This is a genomic window from Lysinibacillus xylanilyticus (assembly GCF_001708185.1).
Taxonomy (GTDB): Bacteria; Bacillota; Bacilli; order Bacillales_A; family Planococcaceae; genus Lysinibacillus; species Lysinibacillus xylanilyticus_A.
This window is the reverse complement of record NZ_MDDN01000019.1, coordinates 21,580-39,584: the sequence shown is the minus strand read 5'-3', so window position 1 is coordinate 39,584 and position 18,005 is coordinate 21,580. Positions and strand designations below refer to the sequence as shown.

24 protein-coding genes are annotated in these 18,005 nt (G+C 39.2%); all 24 read left to right on the top strand.

The features are described from left to right. Window positions 1-84: 84 nt before the first annotated feature. The 24 genes from BFJ97_RS20850 (at window position 85) to rplX (ending at window position 17,985) form a co-directional block, all read left to right on the top strand. Window positions 85-333: a ribosomal L7Ae/L30e/S12e/Gadd45 family protein gene (locus BFJ97_RS20850; RefSeq protein WP_068986550.1), complete on the top strand. Its 249-nt coding sequence runs from the start codon at window positions 85-87 to the stop codon at window positions 331-333. A gap of 98 nt (window positions 334-431) precedes the next feature. Further along, the gene (rpsL, locus tag BFJ97_RS20845) at window positions 432-851 is read left to right on the top strand and encodes a 30S ribosomal protein S12 (protein ID WP_008181595.1); all 420 of its coding nucleotides are present in this window, start codon (window positions 432-434) and stop codon (window positions 849-851) included. A gap of 146 nt (window positions 852-997) precedes the next feature. Further along, window positions 998-1,468, top strand: coding sequence for a 30S ribosomal protein S7 (rpsG, locus tag BFJ97_RS20840; protein WP_024364378.1), 471 nt, complete (start codon window positions 998-1,000; stop codon window positions 1,466-1,468). 80 nt (window positions 1,469-1,548) lie between these two features. Further along, entirely contained in the window at window positions 1,549-3,627 is a 2,079-nt protein-coding gene (gene fusA / locus BFJ97_RS20835; RefSeq protein WP_068986549.1) for an elongation factor G, read from the top strand. Window positions 3,628-3,766: 139 nt separating this feature from the next. After that, complete coding sequence (gene tuf / locus BFJ97_RS20830; RefSeq protein ID WP_068986548.1) at window positions 3,767-4,954, top strand: elongation factor Tu; 1,188 nt, start codon at window positions 3,767-3,769, stop codon at window positions 4,952-4,954. A gap of 507 nt (window positions 4,955-5,461) precedes the next feature. Next, on the top strand, window positions 5,462-5,599 hold the full coding sequence (locus tag BFJ97_RS24915; protein ID WP_175401823.1) for a hypothetical protein: 138 nt from the start codon (window positions 5,462-5,464) through the stop codon (window positions 5,597-5,599). Between the two features lie 57 nt (window positions 5,600-5,656). Next, a complete protein-coding gene (locus BFJ97_RS20825) occupies window positions 5,657-6,340 on the top strand; it encodes a response regulator transcription factor (protein ID WP_068986565.1) in 684 nt (227 codons plus the stop codon). Window positions 6,341-6,346: 6 nt separating this feature from the next. After that, window positions 6,347-7,363 (top strand): sensor histidine kinase, encoded by a 1,017-nt coding sequence (locus tag BFJ97_RS20820; protein ID WP_068986564.1) that lies wholly within the window; start codon window positions 6,347-6,349, stop codon window positions 7,361-7,363. Between the two features lie 96 nt (window positions 7,364-7,459). Then, window positions 7,460-8,221 carry an ABC transporter ATP-binding protein gene (locus BFJ97_RS20815; protein ID WP_068986547.1) on the top strand — a complete coding sequence of 254 codons (762 nt, stop codon included), beginning with the start codon at window positions 7,460-7,462 and terminating at the stop codon, window positions 8,219-8,221. Continuing rightward, window positions 8,211-10,199: an FtsX-like permease family protein gene (locus BFJ97_RS20810; RefSeq protein WP_068986546.1), complete on the top strand. Its 1,989-nt coding sequence runs from the start codon at window positions 8,211-8,213 to the stop codon at window positions 10,197-10,199. The genes BFJ97_RS20815 and BFJ97_RS20810 overlap by 11 nt, the downstream gene beginning before the upstream one ends. Window positions 10,200-10,368: 169 nt before the next feature. Beyond that, complete coding sequence (locus BFJ97_RS20805; RefSeq protein WP_068986545.1) at window positions 10,369-11,685, top strand: Na+/H+ antiporter family protein; 1,317 nt, start codon at window positions 10,369-10,371, stop codon at window positions 11,683-11,685. Between the two features lie 478 nt (window positions 11,686-12,163). Then, a complete protein-coding gene (gene rpsJ / locus BFJ97_RS20800; RefSeq protein WP_004233624.1) occupies window positions 12,164-12,472 on the top strand; it encodes a 30S ribosomal protein S10 in 309 nt (102 codons plus the stop codon). 43 nt (window positions 12,473-12,515) lie between these two features. Continuing rightward, a complete protein-coding gene (gene rplC / locus BFJ97_RS20795) occupies window positions 12,516-13,145 on the top strand; it encodes a 50S ribosomal protein L3 (protein WP_068986544.1) in 630 nt (209 codons plus the stop codon). 26 nt (window positions 13,146-13,171) lie between these two features. Beyond that, window positions 13,172-13,795, top strand: coding sequence for a 50S ribosomal protein L4 (gene rplD / locus BFJ97_RS20790; protein ID WP_012296062.1), 624 nt, complete (start codon window positions 13,172-13,174; stop codon window positions 13,793-13,795). After that, window positions 13,795-14,079 carry a 50S ribosomal protein L23 gene (rplW, locus tag BFJ97_RS20785; RefSeq protein ID WP_068986543.1) on the top strand — a complete coding sequence of 95 codons (285 nt, stop codon included), beginning with the start codon at window positions 13,795-13,797 and terminating at the stop codon, window positions 14,077-14,079. Before rplD ends, rplW begins: the two co-directional genes overlap by 1 nt. Window positions 14,080-14,127: 48 nt before the next feature. After that, window positions 14,128-14,958, top strand: a complete 831-nt coding sequence (gene rplB, locus BFJ97_RS20780; RefSeq protein WP_068986542.1) for a 50S ribosomal protein L2 — start codon at window positions 14,128-14,130, stop codon at window positions 14,956-14,958. 60 nt (window positions 14,959-15,018) lie between these two features. Then, a complete protein-coding gene (rpsS, locus tag BFJ97_RS20775; protein ID WP_004233637.1) occupies window positions 15,019-15,297 on the top strand; it encodes a 30S ribosomal protein S19 in 279 nt (92 codons plus the stop codon). Window positions 15,298-15,319: 22 nt separating this feature from the next. Further along, window positions 15,320-15,664 carry a 50S ribosomal protein L22 gene (gene rplV / locus BFJ97_RS20770; protein WP_004233639.1) on the top strand — a complete coding sequence of 115 codons (345 nt, stop codon included), beginning with the start codon at window positions 15,320-15,322 and terminating at the stop codon, window positions 15,662-15,664. 3 nt (window positions 15,665-15,667) lie between these two features. Next, a complete protein-coding gene (gene rpsC / locus BFJ97_RS20765) occupies window positions 15,668-16,321 on the top strand; it encodes a 30S ribosomal protein S3 (protein WP_025116438.1) in 654 nt (217 codons plus the stop codon). Window position 16,322: 1 nt separating this feature from the next. Next, window positions 16,323-16,757 (top strand): 50S ribosomal protein L16, encoded by a 435-nt coding sequence (rplP, locus tag BFJ97_RS20760; protein ID WP_054767906.1) that lies wholly within the window; start codon window positions 16,323-16,325, stop codon window positions 16,755-16,757. Next, complete coding sequence (rpmC, locus tag BFJ97_RS20755; RefSeq protein ID WP_004233646.1) at window positions 16,747-16,947, top strand: 50S ribosomal protein L29; 201 nt, start codon at window positions 16,747-16,749, stop codon at window positions 16,945-16,947. The genes rplP and rpmC overlap by 11 nt, the downstream gene beginning before the upstream one ends. An 18-nt stretch (window positions 16,948-16,965) precedes the next feature. Further along, a complete protein-coding gene (rpsQ, locus tag BFJ97_RS20750) occupies window positions 16,966-17,229 on the top strand; it encodes a 30S ribosomal protein S17 (protein WP_053482810.1) in 264 nt (87 codons plus the stop codon). A 43-nt stretch (window positions 17,230-17,272) separates the two neighbouring features. After that, window positions 17,273-17,641 (top strand): 50S ribosomal protein L14, encoded by a 369-nt coding sequence (gene rplN / locus BFJ97_RS20745; protein ID WP_004233650.1) that lies wholly within the window; start codon window positions 17,273-17,275, stop codon window positions 17,639-17,641. A gap of 35 nt (window positions 17,642-17,676) precedes the next feature. Further along, window positions 17,677-17,985: a 50S ribosomal protein L24 gene (gene rplX, locus BFJ97_RS20740; protein ID WP_053482809.1), complete on the top strand. Its 309-nt coding sequence runs from the start codon at window positions 17,677-17,679 to the stop codon at window positions 17,983-17,985. Window positions 17,986-18,005 lie beyond the last annotated feature (20 nt).

Genomic DNA, 18,005 nt, shown 5'->3' with positions numbered 1-18,005 from the left:
AGATATTAGTTGACAGTCGAAATTGGTAATGATAATATATTGAAGGTTGATAGTTAACTGTTCTGTACTTTGGAGGATATGAAAATGTCTTATGATAGAGTAAGGGCTAGTCAAACAATCATAGGTACAAAGCAAGCAGTAAAAGCAATGCGCGATGGTTCAGTGAAAGAACTTTTTGTGGCACTTGATGCAGACAATTGGGTAACCGATTTGGCCATTACTTTCGCGAGAGAAATCGGTGTGCCAGTTATTCTTGTTGAGTCCAAAAAGGAACTGGGCAAGGCCTGTGGAATCCACGTTGGAGCAGCGGTTGTTGCTATTGCTGTAGTGTAGTTTTTGTGTATAAAACACAAAGACTTTGTTTTTACCCAAAAAATGAACCACCTGGATGTGTGGTATTAACAAGGAATAAATGAAGGGAGGAAAAATCGATGCCTACAATTAACCAATTAGTACGTAAGCCTCGTCAATCTAAAAGCACGAAATCAAAATCACCAGCGTTAAACAAAGGATATAACTCATTTAAAAAATCTTTAACTGATGTTAAATCTCCACAAAAACGTGGTGTTTGTACTCGTGTAGGTACAATGACACCTCGTAAACCAAACTCAGCGTTACGTAAATACGCTCGTGTTCGTTTAACTAACCAAATTGAGGTTACAGCTTATATCCCAGGTGAAGGCCACAACTTACAAGAGCACAGTGTTGTTCTTATCCGTGGCGGACGCGTAAAAGACTTAGCGGGTGTTCGTTACCATATCGTACGTGGAGCTCTTGATACAGCTGGTGTAAACGGTCGTTTACAATCACGTTCTAAATACGGAACAAAACGCCCTAAAGAAAAAAAATAATATAACACTATATAGTGTTTCTTAATAAGAGTCTTATGTAGGTGTGACAAATTTCAAATCTTGCTAGCAGATTTGAAATATAATAACAACTACGATAAGGCAACTTTATAAAATAAATCGATAACTATTCGAAAGGAGGAAAACACATGCCTCGTAAAGGTCCTGTTTCCAAACGTGACGTGTTACCAGATCCAATTTATAATTCAAAACTAGTAACTCGTTTAATCAATAAAATGATGGTTGATGGTAAAAGAGGTACTTCTCAAAAGATTTTATACGGTGCGTTCGAACTAGTTAAAGAACGTTCTGGTGAAAATCCAATCGAAGTATTCGAAGCTGCTCTAAACAACGTAATGCCAGTTCTTGAAGTACGTGCTCGCCGTGTTGGTGGTTCTAACTACCAAGTACCAGTTGAAGTACGTCCAGAACGTCGTACAACTTTAGGTCTTCGTTACCTAGTTAACTATTCTCGTCTTCGTGGTGAAAAAACTATGGAAGAGCGTTTAGCTAACGAAATCCTAGATGCTTCAAACAACACTGGTGCATCAGTTAAGAAACGTGAAGATATGCACAAAATGGCAGAAGCGAACAAAGCATTCGCTCACTACCGTTGGTAATTTAACCTATGTGTTAGCTAATTGGCTAACACAAGGTCTTTTATACAGTCTTTACCCCAATATGGAAGGAGAAATTTCCTATGAAACGCGAATTCTCACTTGAGAATACTCGTAATATTGGGATCATGGCTCACATTGATGCTGGTAAAACAACAACAACTGAGCGTATCCTTTATTACACTGGTAAGATTCACAAAATCGGTGAAACTCATGAAGGCGCTTCTCAAATGGACTGGATGGAGCAAGAGCAAGAACGTGGTATTACAATCACTTCTGCTGCAACAACAGCACAATGGGCAGGCCACCGTGTAAACATCATCGATACTCCTGGACACGTAGACTTCACTGTAGAAGTAGAGCGTTCATTACGCGTACTTGACGGTGCTGTAACAGTACTAGATGCTCAATCTGGTGTTGAGCCTCAAACTGAAACTGTATGGCGTCAAGCTACAACATACGGTGTTCCACGTATTGTATTCATTAACAAAATGGATAAAACAGGAGCAGATTTCTTATATTCTGTAGGAACTCTACATGACCGTTTACAAGCAAACGCTCACCCTGTTCAATTACCTATCGGATCTGAAGATGAGTTCTCTGCAATCATCGACTTAGTTGAAATGAAAGCTACTTTCTACGGTGACGAAAAAGGTACAGCAGTAACTGAAGGTGAAATTCCTGCAGAATACCGTGAACAAGCTGAAGAGTACCGTGAAAAACTAATCGACGCTGTTGCAAGTGTTGATGAAGAAATCATGGAAAAATATTTAGAAGGTGAAGAAATTTCTGTTGCTGAACTTAAAGCGGCTATCCGTCGTGCTACGATCGCAGTAGAATTCTACCCAGTAATCTGTGGTACAGCATTCAAACACAAAGGCGTACGCCCAATGTTAAATGCAGTTATCGATTACTTACCATCTCCAGTTGATGTACCAGCAATCAAAGGTACTTCAGTTGATGGTGACGAAGAGTTAGAACGTAAATCTTCTGATGAAGAGCCATTCTCAGCTCTTGCATTCAAAGTTATGACTGACCCATTCGTAGGTAAATTAACTTTCTTCCGTGTGTACTCTGGAACATTAGATTCAGGTTCATACGTACAAAACTCTTCTAAAGGTAAACGTGAGCGTGTAGGTCGTATCCTACAAATGCACGCTAACTCTCGTGAAGAGATTTCTAAAGTATTCGCTGGGGACATCGCAGCAGCAGTAGGTCTTAAAGATACTACTACTGGTGATACTCTATGTGACGAGAAAAACCTAGTTATTCTTGAATCAATGGAGTTCCCTGAGCCAGTAATTTCTCTTTCTGTAGAACCAAAATCAAAGGCTGACCAAGATAAAATGGGTCAAGCTTTACAAAAACTTCAAGAAGAGGATCCAACTTTCCGTGCTTACACTGACACAGAAACTGGTCAAACAATCATCTCAGGTATGGGTGAGCTTCACCTTGATATCTTAGTTGACCGTATGCGCCGTGAATTCAAAGTAGAAGCTAACGTAGGTGCTCCAATGGTATCTTACCGTGAAACATTCCGTAGCTCTGCAAAAGTTCAAGGTAAATTCACTCGCCAATCTGGTGGTCGTGGACAATACGGTGACGTAACGATTGAGTTCTCTCCAAATGAAGAAGGTAAAGGCTTTGAATTCGAAAACGCTATCGTTGGTGGTGTAGTACCTCGTGAATACATTCCTGCAGTAGAAGCGGGTCTTCGTGACTCTCTTGAACGCGGTGTAGTAGCTGGTTACCCACTAATCGACATTAAAGCGAAATTAGTATTCGGTTCTTACCATGACGTTGACTCGAATGAGATGGCGTTCAAAATTGCTGCATCTATGGCTCTTAAAGAAGCTGCGAAACAATGTGACGCAGTTATTTTAGAACCAATGATGAAAGTTGAAGTTGTAATCCCAGAAGAATACCTTGGTGATATAATGGGTAACATTACTTCTCGTCGCGGACGCGTTGAGGGTATGGATGCTCGCGGTAACTCTCAAGTTGTTCGTTCAATGGTTCCTTTATCGGAAATGTTTGGTTACGCAACAACTCTTCGTTCTGCAACGCAAGGACGTGGTGTATTCTCAATGACATTCGATCATTATGAAGAAGTACCAAAATCAATCGCTGCAGAAATCATCAAAAAAAATAAAGGTGAATAATTGAAATTTCATCTTGCATAAAGTATAACTAATTTGTAAGCTATGATTGTGGGATGGTGGATGGGCCCGTTCACCATCAGCAAGCATTCTATAATTACAAAAAAAATATAAACATATAATTTTGAGGAGGCAATCTCTAATGGCTAAAGAAAAATTTGACCGTTCAAAAACGCATGCTAACATTGGTACAATCGGACACGTTGACCATGGTAAAACTACTTTAACTGCTGCAATCGCTACAGTTCTTTCTAAAAAAATGGGTGGTACAGCTAAATCTTACGCTGACATCGATAACGCTCCAGAAGAAAAAGAGCGTGGTATCACAATCAATACTTCTCACGTAGAATATGAAACAGCTACTCGTCACTATGCACACGTTGACTGCCCAGGACACGCTGACTATGTTAAAAACATGATCACTGGTGCTGCACAAATGGACGGCGGTATCTTAGTAGTATCTGCTGCTGATGGTCCAATGCCACAAACTCGTGAACACATCCTTTTATCTCGTCAAGTAGGTGTTCCATACTTAGTAGTATTCATGAACAAATGTGATATGGTTGACGACGAAGAATTATTAGAATTAGTAGAAATGGAAATCCGTGACCTACTATCTGAATATGACTTCCCAGGTGACGATCTTCCTGTAATCAAAGGTTCTGCTCTTAAAGCTCTTGAAGGCGAAGCAGAATGGGAAGAAAAAATCGTTGAATTAATGGACGCTGTAGATGCTTACATCCCAACTCCAGAACGTCAAACTGACAAACCATTCATGATGCCAGTTGAGGACGTATTCTCAATCACTGGTCGTGGTACAGTTGCAACTGGCCGTGTTGAACGTGGTCAAGTTAAAGTTGGTGACGTAGTTGAAATCATCGGTATCGCTGAAGAAGCTAAATCTACAACTGTAACTGGTGTAGAAATGTTCCGTAAATTATTAGACTATGCTGAAGCTGGTGACAACATCGGTGCTTTACTTCGTGGTGTAGCTCGTGAAGAAATCCAACGTGGTCAAGTATTAGCTAAACCAGGCTCAATCACTCCACACACTAACTTCAAAGCTGAAGTTTACGTTTTATCAAAAGAAGAGGGTGGCCGTCATACTCCATTCTTCACTAACTACCGTCCTCAGTTCTACTTCCGTACAACTGACGTAACAGGTATCTGTAACTTACCAGAAGGCGTTGAAATGGTAATGCCTGGTGATAACATCGAAATGACAGTAGAACTTATCGCTCCAATCGCTCTTGAAGAAGGTACTAAATTCTCTATCCGTGAGGGTGGCCGTACTGTAGGCGCTGGCGTAGTTGCTTCTATCCAAAAATAATTTTAGCGCAAGCTAATTTTTCAAAACCAATCTGTAGGGACGCTTACAGATTGGTTTTTTATGTTAAAATAAGTAAAGAACATTTGATAATCTTATTTGAATTAGATTATTTTATGTATACATAATAGGTGAAATACCAAAAAAGCAGAATTAGTAGTCTTTTTTACGAACTGCTAGCGATGAAAGCTAGTGCCAGAGATTAAAATAAAGTACAGTGCAGAATCGCATCCCTTTTAATTGCTAACAATCGTTTAAATAGTTCATCTTCAAAAAGTTAGGATGACTATTTGTTAAAAATGTATGCCATATATAAGTTGATTGAAGTGGAGGCTAGGCGACTCCTTGGGAATCAGCGGTAGAGGAACGAAGGCTAAGAGTATCACGTCCTGTGATAACGCCTTCGTGACCAACATCGTGCTACTGCCGCTACGTTAGCACTACGCTTTCGCGCAAAAAACATCTGTTGCCCCAAGCGGCTCATCGGACGCCCCCAGTAAGCTTTGCTCTGTGCGAAAGCGAAGCGTCAGCGACAAATGTTTTATCTGTGCGAAAGCGAAGCGTCAGCGACAAATGTTTTATCTGCGCGAAAGCGAAGCGTCAGCGACAAAGCACCCAGCCGGAGCGGAAATCAACCTCACGTTATGATACTGTGCATATTTAGTACATAAAAACACTTCATGGAAGGGGAATTTGCAAGTGGAGATGAAAATATTGCTGATCGAAGATGATCCATCAATTTTTGAAATGATTCAGACGCGTTTTGCACAATGGACTCTTGAAGTTATTGGTCCTAAAGATTTCCGAAAAGTGATGGATGATTTTATTGAGGAAAAGCCACAGCTTGTATTGATTGATATTCAACTACCAGCCTATGATGGCTTTCATTGGTGTCGTGAGATTCGCCATATCTCAAAGGTGCCAATTCTCTTTCTATCATCACGGGATCACCCAATGGATATGGTGATGGCAATGCAAATGGGCGCTGATGATTTCGTACAGAAACCCTTCAATATGGACGTACTACTTGCAAAGGTACAGGCCATTTTACGTCGTACATATGATTATGTAGAAGAGTCGATGGATGTTACACGATTTAATGGTGCAGTTATTGACTATGCACGAAGTGAAATTATGTATGAAGGACAGCTTGTTTCCTTAACTAAAAATGAGCTTTTTATTTTACGTATTTTAGTGGAGAAGTCTGATCAAATTGTTTCTAGAGATGATTTAATGAGAAAGTTATGGGACGATGAGCGTTTTGTAAATGATAATACCTTATCTGTAAACGTAAATAGATTACGTGCAAAGCTTGAGGATATCGGTTTACAGGATGTTATTTTAACAAAAAAGGGACTGGGTTATATGGCAGTAACGCAGGGGACGTGAGTGAAAATGTTACTTTTATTTCTAAAAGAACGCCTTGCATGGATAGGCTTTTTTGTATTTATTATTGTTATTCTTAACGTTTTATTCACTTTAGATGCTGGATTAATTGGTGTTTCAATTTGGTATGTGAATGTTTCCTTGATTGTTAGTTTTATAGTTTTTTTTATATGGCGGTATGTAGTTGAAGTAGGGCAGTTGAAGGATTTCCTGGGAAATGTGGACAGCCATCTTGATGACGCACACAGTAGAAACTTAGCGTTATCACCTTTTCAAGCTGCGTATTTTACAAAGATTGAAGATGTCTTTTACGATAAGGATACGGAGTTAAATCAGGCAAAAGTACAGATACAGGAATATACAGATGAGCTCTTGGCCTGGGTTCATGAGGTAAAAGCACCATTAACTTCGATTAATTTAATGTTAGACCGTATAGAAGATTTAACTTTACGTCGTAAATTGGAAGCTGAGTGGTTAAGACTACATTTATTGGTTGATCAGCAGCTACATCAAACACGTTTTTCTTCGATTGAAAAAGATAATTATATGGCAGAGATCGAGCTCAGAACGGTTGTCTATAAGGAAATAAGAGCTATGCAAGCGTGGTGTATTGAAAAAGGTATTGGTTTTGATGTGGATGAGTTAACGGAGACAGTGAAGACGGATGGTAAATGGCTAGCTTTTATCATGCGACAAATTTTATCCAATGCGATTAAATATAGTCCTACAAATTCAGAAGTGTTGATATTTACGGAGGTAGATCCGATGGGCGCAACTTTACTACATATAAAAGATGCAGGCATTGGTATTTGTAAGGAGGATCTGCCTCGAATTTTTCAAAAGTCGTATACTGGAACAGCTGGGAGAGAATCTGCACAGTCAACAGGCATGGGTTTGTATTTAGCGCATAACGTGGCTCATAAGATAGGTGTTCGTATTAGTGTACAATCAACTGTAGATGAAGGCTCAATATTTACCTTACGTTTTCCGTTACAAAATGAATATGTCAAACTAAAAGGTAGATGACGAAATTGTCACCTACCTTTTTATATTGTCATGTAAAACGCACGAATTGACGGAGTAGACAGGGTACACTTGAACTATAGAAAGGGGCGTTTACAAGTGGCAGTTTTAATTGGTCGTAAGGTAAAAAAAGTATATGGAAAAAAATCAACAGCTCAAGAGGTTTTAAAGGGCATTGATTTAGAAGTGAATAAAGGTGAATTTGTCGGCATTATGGGACCATCAGGCTCAGGAAAAACAACACTTTTAAACGTTTTGTGTTCGATTGACTTTGCAACAGAAGGTGTTATTGAAATAAACGGTCAAAACCTACGTGGTATGAAGGAGAAGGCGCTGGCTAATTTCCGCCGTGAGCAATTAGGGTTCATATTCCAGGATTATAATTTATTAGATACATTGACGGTGAAAGAAAATATTCTGCTCCCATTAGCCATTAGTAAACTACCGAAGGCTGTTGCGGAGAGTCGTTTAAAGGAGCTTACACACTTATTAGGTATTACCGAGATTTTAAATAAATACCCAAACGAAATATCTGGTGGCCAAAAGCAACGTACATCGGCAGCGCGTGCACTTATTACAAATCCATCGCTTGTATTTGCTGATGAACCTACAGGCGCACTTGATTCAAAATCAGCTACTGCACTTTTAAAAAACCTACAAAGTATTAATGAGACAAAAAAAGCGACGATTATGATGGTTACGCATGATGCGGTGGCAGCAAGCTTTTGTACACGCGTGTTATTTTTAAAGGACGGACTCATCTATAGTGAGCTATATAAAGGGGATAAAACGAGACAGGCATTTTTCCAAGAGATCATGCATACGCAAAGTGTGCTAGGTGGTGACGGTTATGAGTCTTAGTAAACTCGTGTTACGCAGCATGAAGAAAAATATGAAGCACTATTATTTATATTTCTTCGCACTTATTTTTAGTGTTACTTTATATTTTTCCTTTGTGACATTGCAAAATAACCCTGAAGTGCTAGTTACTGTACAGCAGAGCGGTACAGCCACAGCAGGCTTTGAAGCAGCAACATATATGTTGTACTTTATTATTTTGTTTTTCGTACTATATGCAAACCATTTATTTATGAAGCGTCGCAGTAAGGAAGTAGGTTTGTATCAGTTGATAGGGATGACAAAGGGGCTTATCGTACGCTTATTGGCGGTAGAAAGTATCCTGTTATTTGTAGGCGCGGTCGTTTTAGGTATACTTGCGGGGTTCTTTAGCTCACGCTTATTCGCAATGATCTTACTGCGCATACTTGAAAAAGAGACATTTGTGGCAATGAAATTTAGTACAGAGGCATTACAGCAGTCTATCGTAGTATTTGCCATTCTACTAGTAATTGTACTTGTGCAAATGGCTTGGATGATTTATCGCGTATCATTACTATCGTTATTCAGTGCTGCAAAGCAAGCCGATGAGCGTGTAAAACGATTTAGTCCACTACAAATGGTCATCGGTTTTTTAGGTCTTGTGTTAATTGTATATGGCTACTATGCATCAACAAAGTTATTCGATATTGACAATTCAGGCAATTTATTTTTAAATATGATCATTATTTTAGCTTCTACCATTGGCGGAACATTTCTCGTTTTCCGTTTCTCTGTAGCATTTATTATGAATTCAATTCGTCTAAAGAAAAATGGGCATTTATCTGTACATGATGTACTCGCATTAACACCAATTATGCATCGTATGAAAAGTAATGCAAAATCATTGACGCTCATTACTGTTTTAACGGGTGTATCACTCGGGATTGCCACATTAGCATATATTTCGTATTATTCATCAGAAGCACATGCACATAGTTCAGTACCAGGTGATTATATATTGCTTGAAGATAATGATCAGGATTTTTTAAAAAAGCTAGAGGAAAATAAAATTGCTTATAATAAAATAGACTACCGATTACAGGGTGTAACAGCGGCAGTTGGACAATTAATACCAGAAGAAGATCAACAAGAAGGTAATCCTTTTTATTCTATGGAAGGAACTGTCTATACAATTCCACTTTCTGATTATCAACAAAGAGTTCCTGAGGCATCAGTATCTGGTAATGAAGCCATCTTAACAAACTATGGTGGTTATATGGAAGCGATGTTCAAGTTAGAGAAAGACCGTGATATTGTAGTATCTGCAGGAGAGCTTGAGGAAACTTTCCATGTTGTAGATATTCAAAAGGAAAGTATTATCAGTGGAATTGTGACTGGTGGGGCAGGAGGACCTATTTTTGTAGTAGCAGATGATGTATTTGAAAAGCTTGCTACAAAATCGGATCTTTTCCAATTTCATAAACAAACTACCATTATATTAGAGTCGAAAAGCGATATAGAGTTAGCTGAGAAATTGTATAAACAAACAATAGGTTCGGGTGTTATATCTGTTAGAGATAGCGAAGGCAGAACAATGAAATTTACGCAAACATCTTATGAAGGTGAGCGTCAAGAAAATATTGAAACATTAGGCATAACAATTTTTACAACGGCCTTTTTAGCTTTAGCATTTTTAATGACAACAGGTAGTATTTTATACTTTAAACAAATGTCTGAGGCTGAAGAGGAAAGAGGTTCATACACAATTTTAAGGAAAATCGGTTTTGCAGAAAAAGATATTATGAAAGGTATATATATGAAACAAGCCTTTAACTTCGGTGTTCCATTAATAATAGGGTTACTCCATAGTTACTTTGCTGTTAAATCAGGGTGGTTCTTCTTTGGAACTGAGTTAACAATCCCATTATGGATTGCTATGGGCTGCTATATAGCGTTATATGCTATTTTCGCTGTACTTTCTATTGGTTATTATAAAAAAGTCATTCGCGAATCACTGTAATAGGAAAAAAACTAAAAGCAGTATGATTATTTAAGATCATACTGTTTTTTTTTGCGTCGTTTGAACTTGGAAAATTATTATAGAGGTATAAAAATATCTTGACTTTCAATTAGCAGACGATTAAAGTTTAATCTGTTAGTAATCTAGTGTGTGAAAGTGGAGTGTTAAAATGAACGCAGTAATAGTGGCAGTAGCTGTCATGTTAATATTAAGCTTGCTCCGTATCAATGTTGTTCTTTCTCTTGTATTGGGGGCCTTTGTAGGAGGCTTAGCGAGTGGCATGGGGATAGAAGCAACTGTTCAATCATTTACAGAGGGATTAGGAGCAGGTGCAACGATTGCTTTAAGTTATGGATTGCTTGGTGGTTTTGCTATTGCCATTTCAAAAACGGGAATTCCTGAATTAATGATTGCAGGGATTTTAAAGATATTAAATAAAAACGGTTCAAGTAATCGAAAAGGTTTAGTAAAGGTCTTAATCTTTTTACTCATCTTTTTGATGTCAATTTTCTCACAAAATTTAATTCCAATTCATATAGCTTTTATTCCATTACTGATTCCTCCAATCTTAAAGGTTTTAAATATACTAGAGGTTGACCGACGAATTATTGCAACATTAATCGCTGTTGGTTTAATAGGAACATATAGTTTCGTCCCAGCTGGTTTCGGAGCTATTTTCCAAGATATCGTTTCTACACAAGTATCTGAAGCTGGTATGGAGGTATCTTCACGTGATGTACCGGTAGCGATGGCTATACCTGTTCTAGGGATGCTAATTGGATTAGGTATAGCATTTTTTGTTTATCGAAAACCTCGGCAATATCAAAATAATGATGTTGAAACAGAGTCTTTAAATGTTAATGTTAGTAAATATGTTATTTTTTCAACGGCTGCGGCTTTAATCGTGTCATTATGTGCGCAAATTTATACTGATTCGATGATTGTTGGTGCTTTTGCAGGGATTATGATTATGTATTTTACAGGTGCACTTAAATGGAAAGAAGCAGATGAAATCCTTTCTGAGGGAATGAAAATGATGGCCTTTATTGGTTTTGTTATGATCGCTGCAAATGGGTTTGCATCTGTTATTAACGCCACAGGTCAAGTAGATAGCTTAATTACTAATGCATTAGCAGTTCTTCAAGGGAATAAGAGTCTTGCTGTATTCATTATGTTGGTTATTGGTTTAATCGTAACGATGGGGATCGGTTCATCGTTCGCAACAGTACCTATTATTGCGACCTTATTCGTACCCCTTGCACAAGGATTAGGATTGAGTCCTTTGGCGATTATTTGTCTAATAGGTACAGCGGGTGCTTTAGGCGATGCAGGATCTCCTGCTTCAGACTCTACGCTTGGACCAACTGCAGGTTTAAATGTAGATGGACAGCATAATCACATTTGGGATACGTGTGTGCCGACGTTCCTATTTATTAACATCCCACTTATTATATTTGGTTGGGTTGCATGTGTGTTCTTCTTATAAAGATATAGAAAGAGCGGTTTCTAAATATTAGAGACTGCTTTTTTATTGTTAAAGAAACGATAGACTATTAATTAAGACATAACTAAGGGCATAATTTTCATCTAGGATATAGCACTACATCCTCGAAGTAAGTTTGTCAGCGATTAAGTGAACTCGTTCTTGGATTAATTAATTGTTTGAAATGTTCGAAAACGTTGATATAACAACCTTAAGTGTTGCAATATGCATAGAAATTTTATATACTAATAAACGGCTTAGATAAGCGAGAAATATTAAGTAGTATGAATACCTGCAACATTTAAAAGAATTTAGCGAAAAGACTTGCTTATTCTTTTTTTATTGTATATAATGTTGAATGTTGGTCTTTGACTGCGATGAAGCGAGAGGTTGCCGACACACCCGGCCGCTTTGCCATGGCGGTGCGTTGGAAAATTTTCGTGGAGAATGTCTAGAAAATAGGCGAGAAGGAGGGAAAATAATGGCAAAACAAAAGATTCGTATTCGTTTAAAAGCGTATGATCACCGTATTTTAGATCAGTCTGCTGAGAAAATTGTGGAAACTGCAAAACGTTCAGGTGCAAGTGTATCAGGTCCGATTCCACTTCCAACTGAGAAGTCTGTGTACACAATTCTTCGTGCGGTTCACAAGTACAAAGATTCTCGTGAACAATTCGAAATGCGTACGCATAAACGTCTGATCGATATCGTTAACCCAACACCACAAACTGTTGATGCGTTAATGAAACTTGATTTACCATCTGGCGTTGATATCGAAATCAAACTTTAATGGTAAAAATATAACTTTTTAAAACTTACAGGAGGTGTGACAAATGGCTAAAGGAATCTTAGGTAGAAAAATTGGTATGACACAAGTTTTCGCTGAAAACGGCGATTTAATCCCGGTAACAGTTATCGAAGCTACTCCAAACGTAGTTCTTCAAAAGAAAACTGTTGATACAGATGGCTACGAAGCGATCCAAGTTGGTTTCGAAGACAAGCGCGTTAAGCTTTCTAACAAACCAGAACAAGGTCACGTAGCAAAAGCGAACACTGCTCCTAAGCGCTTCATTCGTGAATTCCGCAACGTGAACGTGGGAGAATACGAAGTTGGTCAAGAAGTCAAAGTAGAAATTTTCGCAGAAGGCGATGTAATTGATGTAACAGGTGTTACTAAAGGTAAAGGTTTCCAAGGTGTAATTAAACGCCATGGTCAATCTCGTGGTCCTATGGCCCACGGTTCTCGTTACCACCGTCGTCCTGGTTCAATGGGTCCAGTTGCTCCGAACCGCGTATTCAAACAAAAGAAATTACCTGGTCAAATGGGTGGCACAGTAGTTACAATCCAAAACTTAGAAATCGTGAAAGTTGATGCGGAACGTAACTTACTACTTGTTAAAGGTAATGTTCCTGGTTCTAAAAAAGCTCTAGTTACAGTTAAAACTGCAATTAAAGCTAAGTAATCACCTAAGGAAAGGAGGAAACAGGAATGACAAAAGTATCTGTACTTAGTCAAACAGGTGCTTCAGTTGGTGAAATCGAGTTAAACGATGCGATTTTTGGAATCGAGCCAAATGAAGCAGTATTATTCGACGCTGTAGTAGCACAACGCGCTTCTCTTCGTCAAGGTAATCACAAGGTTAAAAACCGTTCTGAAGTTGCTGGTGGTGGTCGTAAACCATGGCGTCAAAAAGGAACTGGTCGTGCTCGTCAAGGTTCTATCCGTTCTCCACAATGGCGCGGCGGTGGTATCGTATTCGGTCCAACTCCACGTAGCTACTCTTACAAATTACCTAAAAAAGTTCGTCGCTTAGCTCTTAAATCTGCTTTATCAGCTAAAGTTGTAGAACAAAACTTCTTAGTTCTTGATGCTCTTACACTAGCAGCACCAAAAACAAAAGAATTTACAAAAATCCTTAAAGATCTTTCTTTAGAGAAAAAATCTTTATTCGTTACTGCTGACCTAGATGAAAACGTAGCATTATCTGCTCGTAACATCCCTGGTGTAACAGTTTTAACTGCAAATGGAATCAACGTTCTTGATCTATTAGGTCATGAAAAAGTTGTATTCACAAAATCTGCAGTAGAAAAAGTTGAGGAGGTGCTTGGATAATGGAAGCACGTGATATTTTAAAACGTCCGGTCATTACTGAGCGTTCTTCAGAACTTATGGCAGAGAAAAAGTATACTTTCGAAGTAGACACTCGCGCTAACAAAACTCAAGTAAAAGACGCTGTAGAAGAAATCTTTGGTGTTGAAGTTGAGAAAGTAAACGTTCTTAACTACAAAGGTAAATTCAAACGCGTTGGCCGTTACGGTGGTTACACTAACAAACGTCGTAAAGCGATTGTTAAATTAACTGCGGACAGCAAAGAAATTGAATTATTCGAAATGTAATCCTTAAAGGATTTATGATTTGAACACTTAAGAAGGAGGGAAAACACAATGGCGATTAAAAAGTATAAACCTACCTCTAATGGTCGTCGTAATATGACGTCTTTAGACTTTGCGGAAATTACAACTAACAAGCCTGAGAAATCATTGCTTGAACCAACTAAACGCAAAGCTGGTCGTAACAACCAAGGTAAAATCACTGTTCGTCATCATGGTGGTGGTCATAAGAAGCAATACCGTGTTATCGATTTCAAACGTGTTAAAGATGGCATTCCGGCAAAAGTTGCTACTATTGAATATGATCCAAACCGTTCTGCGAATATCGCATTAATTAATTACGCTGATGGAGCAAAAGCTTACATCTTAGCACCAAAAGGTCTAGAGGTTGGTCAAACAATCGTATCTGGTCCAGATGCTGATATTAAAGCAGGTAACGCATTACCATTAGCAAACATTCCAATGGGTACTACAATCCATAACATCGAGTTAAAACCTGGTAAAGGTGGACAATTAGTACGTTCTGCTGGTACTTCTGCGCAAGTACTTGGTCGTGAAGATAAGTACGTAATCGTTCGTCTTCAATCTGGTGAAGTACGTTTAGTTTTAGCTACTTGCCGTGCTACAATCGGTCAAGTTGGTAACGAACAACACGAACTTGTAAACATCGGTAAAGCAGGTCGTAGCCGTTGGTTAGGTAAACGCCCAGTAGTTCGTGGTTCTGTAATGAACCCTAACGATCACCCACACGGTGGTGGTGAAGGACGTTCTCCAATCGGACGTAAATCACCAATGACTCCTTGGGGTAAACCAGCACTTGGTTACAAAACTCGCAAGAAGAAAAACAAATCGGATAAATTCATCATCCGTAGTCGTAAAAAATAAAGTGGTTAAACTACGGTTCTATGTGAGAGCCGTGGTGGAATCACGGAGGGAGGTTCCTACATGGGTCGCAGCTTGAAAAAAGGACCTTTTGTCGATGACCACTTAATGAAAAAAGTGGAAGCGCAAGAGGCTTCTGAGAAAAAACAAGTTATTAAAACTTGGTCACGCCGTTCTACAATCTTCCCGAACTTCATCGGTTTAACGATTGCTGTTTATGATGGACGTAAACACGTTCCTGTATACGTAACAGAAGATATGGTCGGCCACAAACTTGGTGAGTTCGCACCGACTCGTACTTACAAAGGTCACGGTGCAGACGACAAGAAAACAAGACGCTAATTTTGAGAGGAGGTAAATCCTAATGACACAAGCTAAAGCTATCGCTCGTACAGTACGCATTGCTCCTCGTAAAGTGCGTCTAGTTGTAGACTTAATCCGAGGCAAGCAAGTTGGTGAAGCAGTTGCAATTTTACGTCATACTCCAAAAGCGGCGTCTCCAGTCGTTGAAAAAGTATTAAAATCTGCAGTTGCTAACGCTGAGCATAACTACGATCTTGACATCAACTCTTTAGTAGTTTCTGAAGTATTCGTTGATGAAGGTCCAACATTAAAACGTTTCCGTCCACGTGCACAAGGACGCGCAAGCGCAATTAACAAACGCACAAGCCACATTACTCTAGTGGTATCTGAGAAGAAGGAGGGTTAATCCGTGGGTCAAAAAGTACATCCAATAGGACTACGCGTTGGTATTATTCGTGACTGGGAGTCAAAATGGTACGCTGAAAAAGACTATGCAACTCTACTTCACGAAGACATCAAAGTGCGTAAATATATTGAAACGGCTCTTAAAGACGCTTCTGTTTCTAAAGTAGAAATCGAACGTGCTGCGAACCGTGTAAACATTACAATTCACACTGCGAAACCAGGTATGGTAATCGGTAAAGGTGGTACTGAAGTTGAAAATCTTCGTAAATACCTTAGCGAGTTAACTGGTAAACGTGTACACATTAACATTATCGAAATCAAACGTGCTGATCTTGACGCTCGTCTAGTAGCTGAAAACATCGCTCGTCAATTAGAAAACCGTGTATCATTCCGTCGTGCGCAAAAGCAAGCGATCCAACGCACAATCCGTGCTGGTGCAAAAGGAATTAAAACACAAGTATCTGGTCGTTTAGGTGGCGCTGATATCGCGCGTGCTGAACACTATAGTGAAGGAACTGTTCCACTTCATACTCTACGTGCTGACATTGACTATGCACACGCAGAAGCTGACACTACTTACGGTAAATTAGGCGTTAAAGTATGGATCTACCGTGGTGAAGTTCTTCCTACGAAGAAATCTGTGGAAGGAGGCAAATAATATGTTATTGCCTAAACGCGTAAAATACCGTCGTGAACACCGCGGAAACATGCGTGGCGAAGCGAAAGGCGGCAAAGAAGTATCTTTCGGCGAATGGGGCTTACAAGCTCAAACAGCTAGCTGGATTACTAACCGTCAAATCGAATCTGCCCGTATCGCGATGACTCGTTACATGAAACGTGGCGGTAAAGTTTGGATTAAAATCTTCCCACACAAGCCTTACACTAAAAAACCTCTAGAAGTCCGCATGGGTTCTGGTAAAGGTTCTCCTGAAGGCTGGGTAGCAGTAGTAAAACCAGGAAAAGTTATGTTCGAAATCGCTGGTGTATCTGAAGAGGTAGCACGTGAAGCACTTCGTTTAGCATCACATAAGCTTCCTGTTAAATGTAAGATCGTAAAACGTCAAGAAACTGGTGGTGAATCTAATGAAAGCTAATGAAATCCGTGACCTTGCCACTTCTGAAATCGAATTAAAAGTGAAATCACTGAAAGAAGAGCTTTTCAACCTTCGCTTCCAATTGGCGACTGGTCAATTAGAAAACACAGCTCGTATTCGTGAAGTGCGTAAAGCAATCGCGCGTATGAAAACTGTTATTCGTGAAAGAGAAATCAGTGCAAATAACTGATAAAGGAGGTTTTCAAGTATGACTGAGCGTAATCAACGCAAAGTTTACACGGGCCGCGTTGTTTCAGATAAAATGGATAAAACGATTTCTGTTTTAGTTGAAACTCACAAAAAGCACAAGCTTTATGGTAAACGTGTAAAATACTCTAAAAAGTTTAAAGCTCATGATGAGTTAAACACAGCGAAAATCGGTGATATCGTACGTATCATGGAAACTCGCCCGCTATCAGCTACTAAACGATTCCGTCTAGTTGAAGTTGTAGAAAAAGCGGTTATTATTTAATAACTATTTCGGAACAACCAATTTCCGAAGGGAGGTAACCTAAGTGATCCAACAAGAAAGTCGTATGAAAGTTGCTGACAACTCAGGTGCACGTGAAGTTCTTACAATTAAAGTGCTTGGTGGCTCTGGCCGTAAAACTGCTAACATCGGTGATATCGTTGTTTGTACAGTTAAGAAAGCAACACCAGGTGGCGTTGTCAAGAAGGGTGACGTTGTTAAAGCTGTTATCGTTCGTACTAAATCAGGCGTACGTCGTAAAGATGGTACGTACATCAAATTTGATGAAAATGCTTGTGTAATTATTCGTGATGATAAATCACCACGCGGAACTCGTATTTTCGGACCTGTTGCACGTGAATTACGTGACAGCAACTTCATGAAAATCGTTTCTCTAGCTCCAGAAGTTCTTTAATTTCATGATAGTGCCAATCAAGGAGGTGCGACAGCATGCATGTAAAAAAAGGTGACAAGGTTAAGGTAATCACTGGTAAGGACAAAGGCAAAGAAGGCGTAATCCTTGCTGCTTACCCTAAACAAGATCGCGTTCTTGTTGAAGGTGTGAACATCGTGAAAAAACACGTAAAACCTAACCAATTGAATCCACAAGGTGGAATTGTTAGCCAAGAAGCTGCAATTCACGTTTCGAACGTAATGCTAATCGATCCTAAATCTGGCGAGCCGACTCGTGTAGGTTATAAAATCGAAAACGGTAAAAAAGTTCGTGTTGCAAAAAAATCAGGTGCAGTAATCGACTAACTAGTATAAAAAGAAGGGAG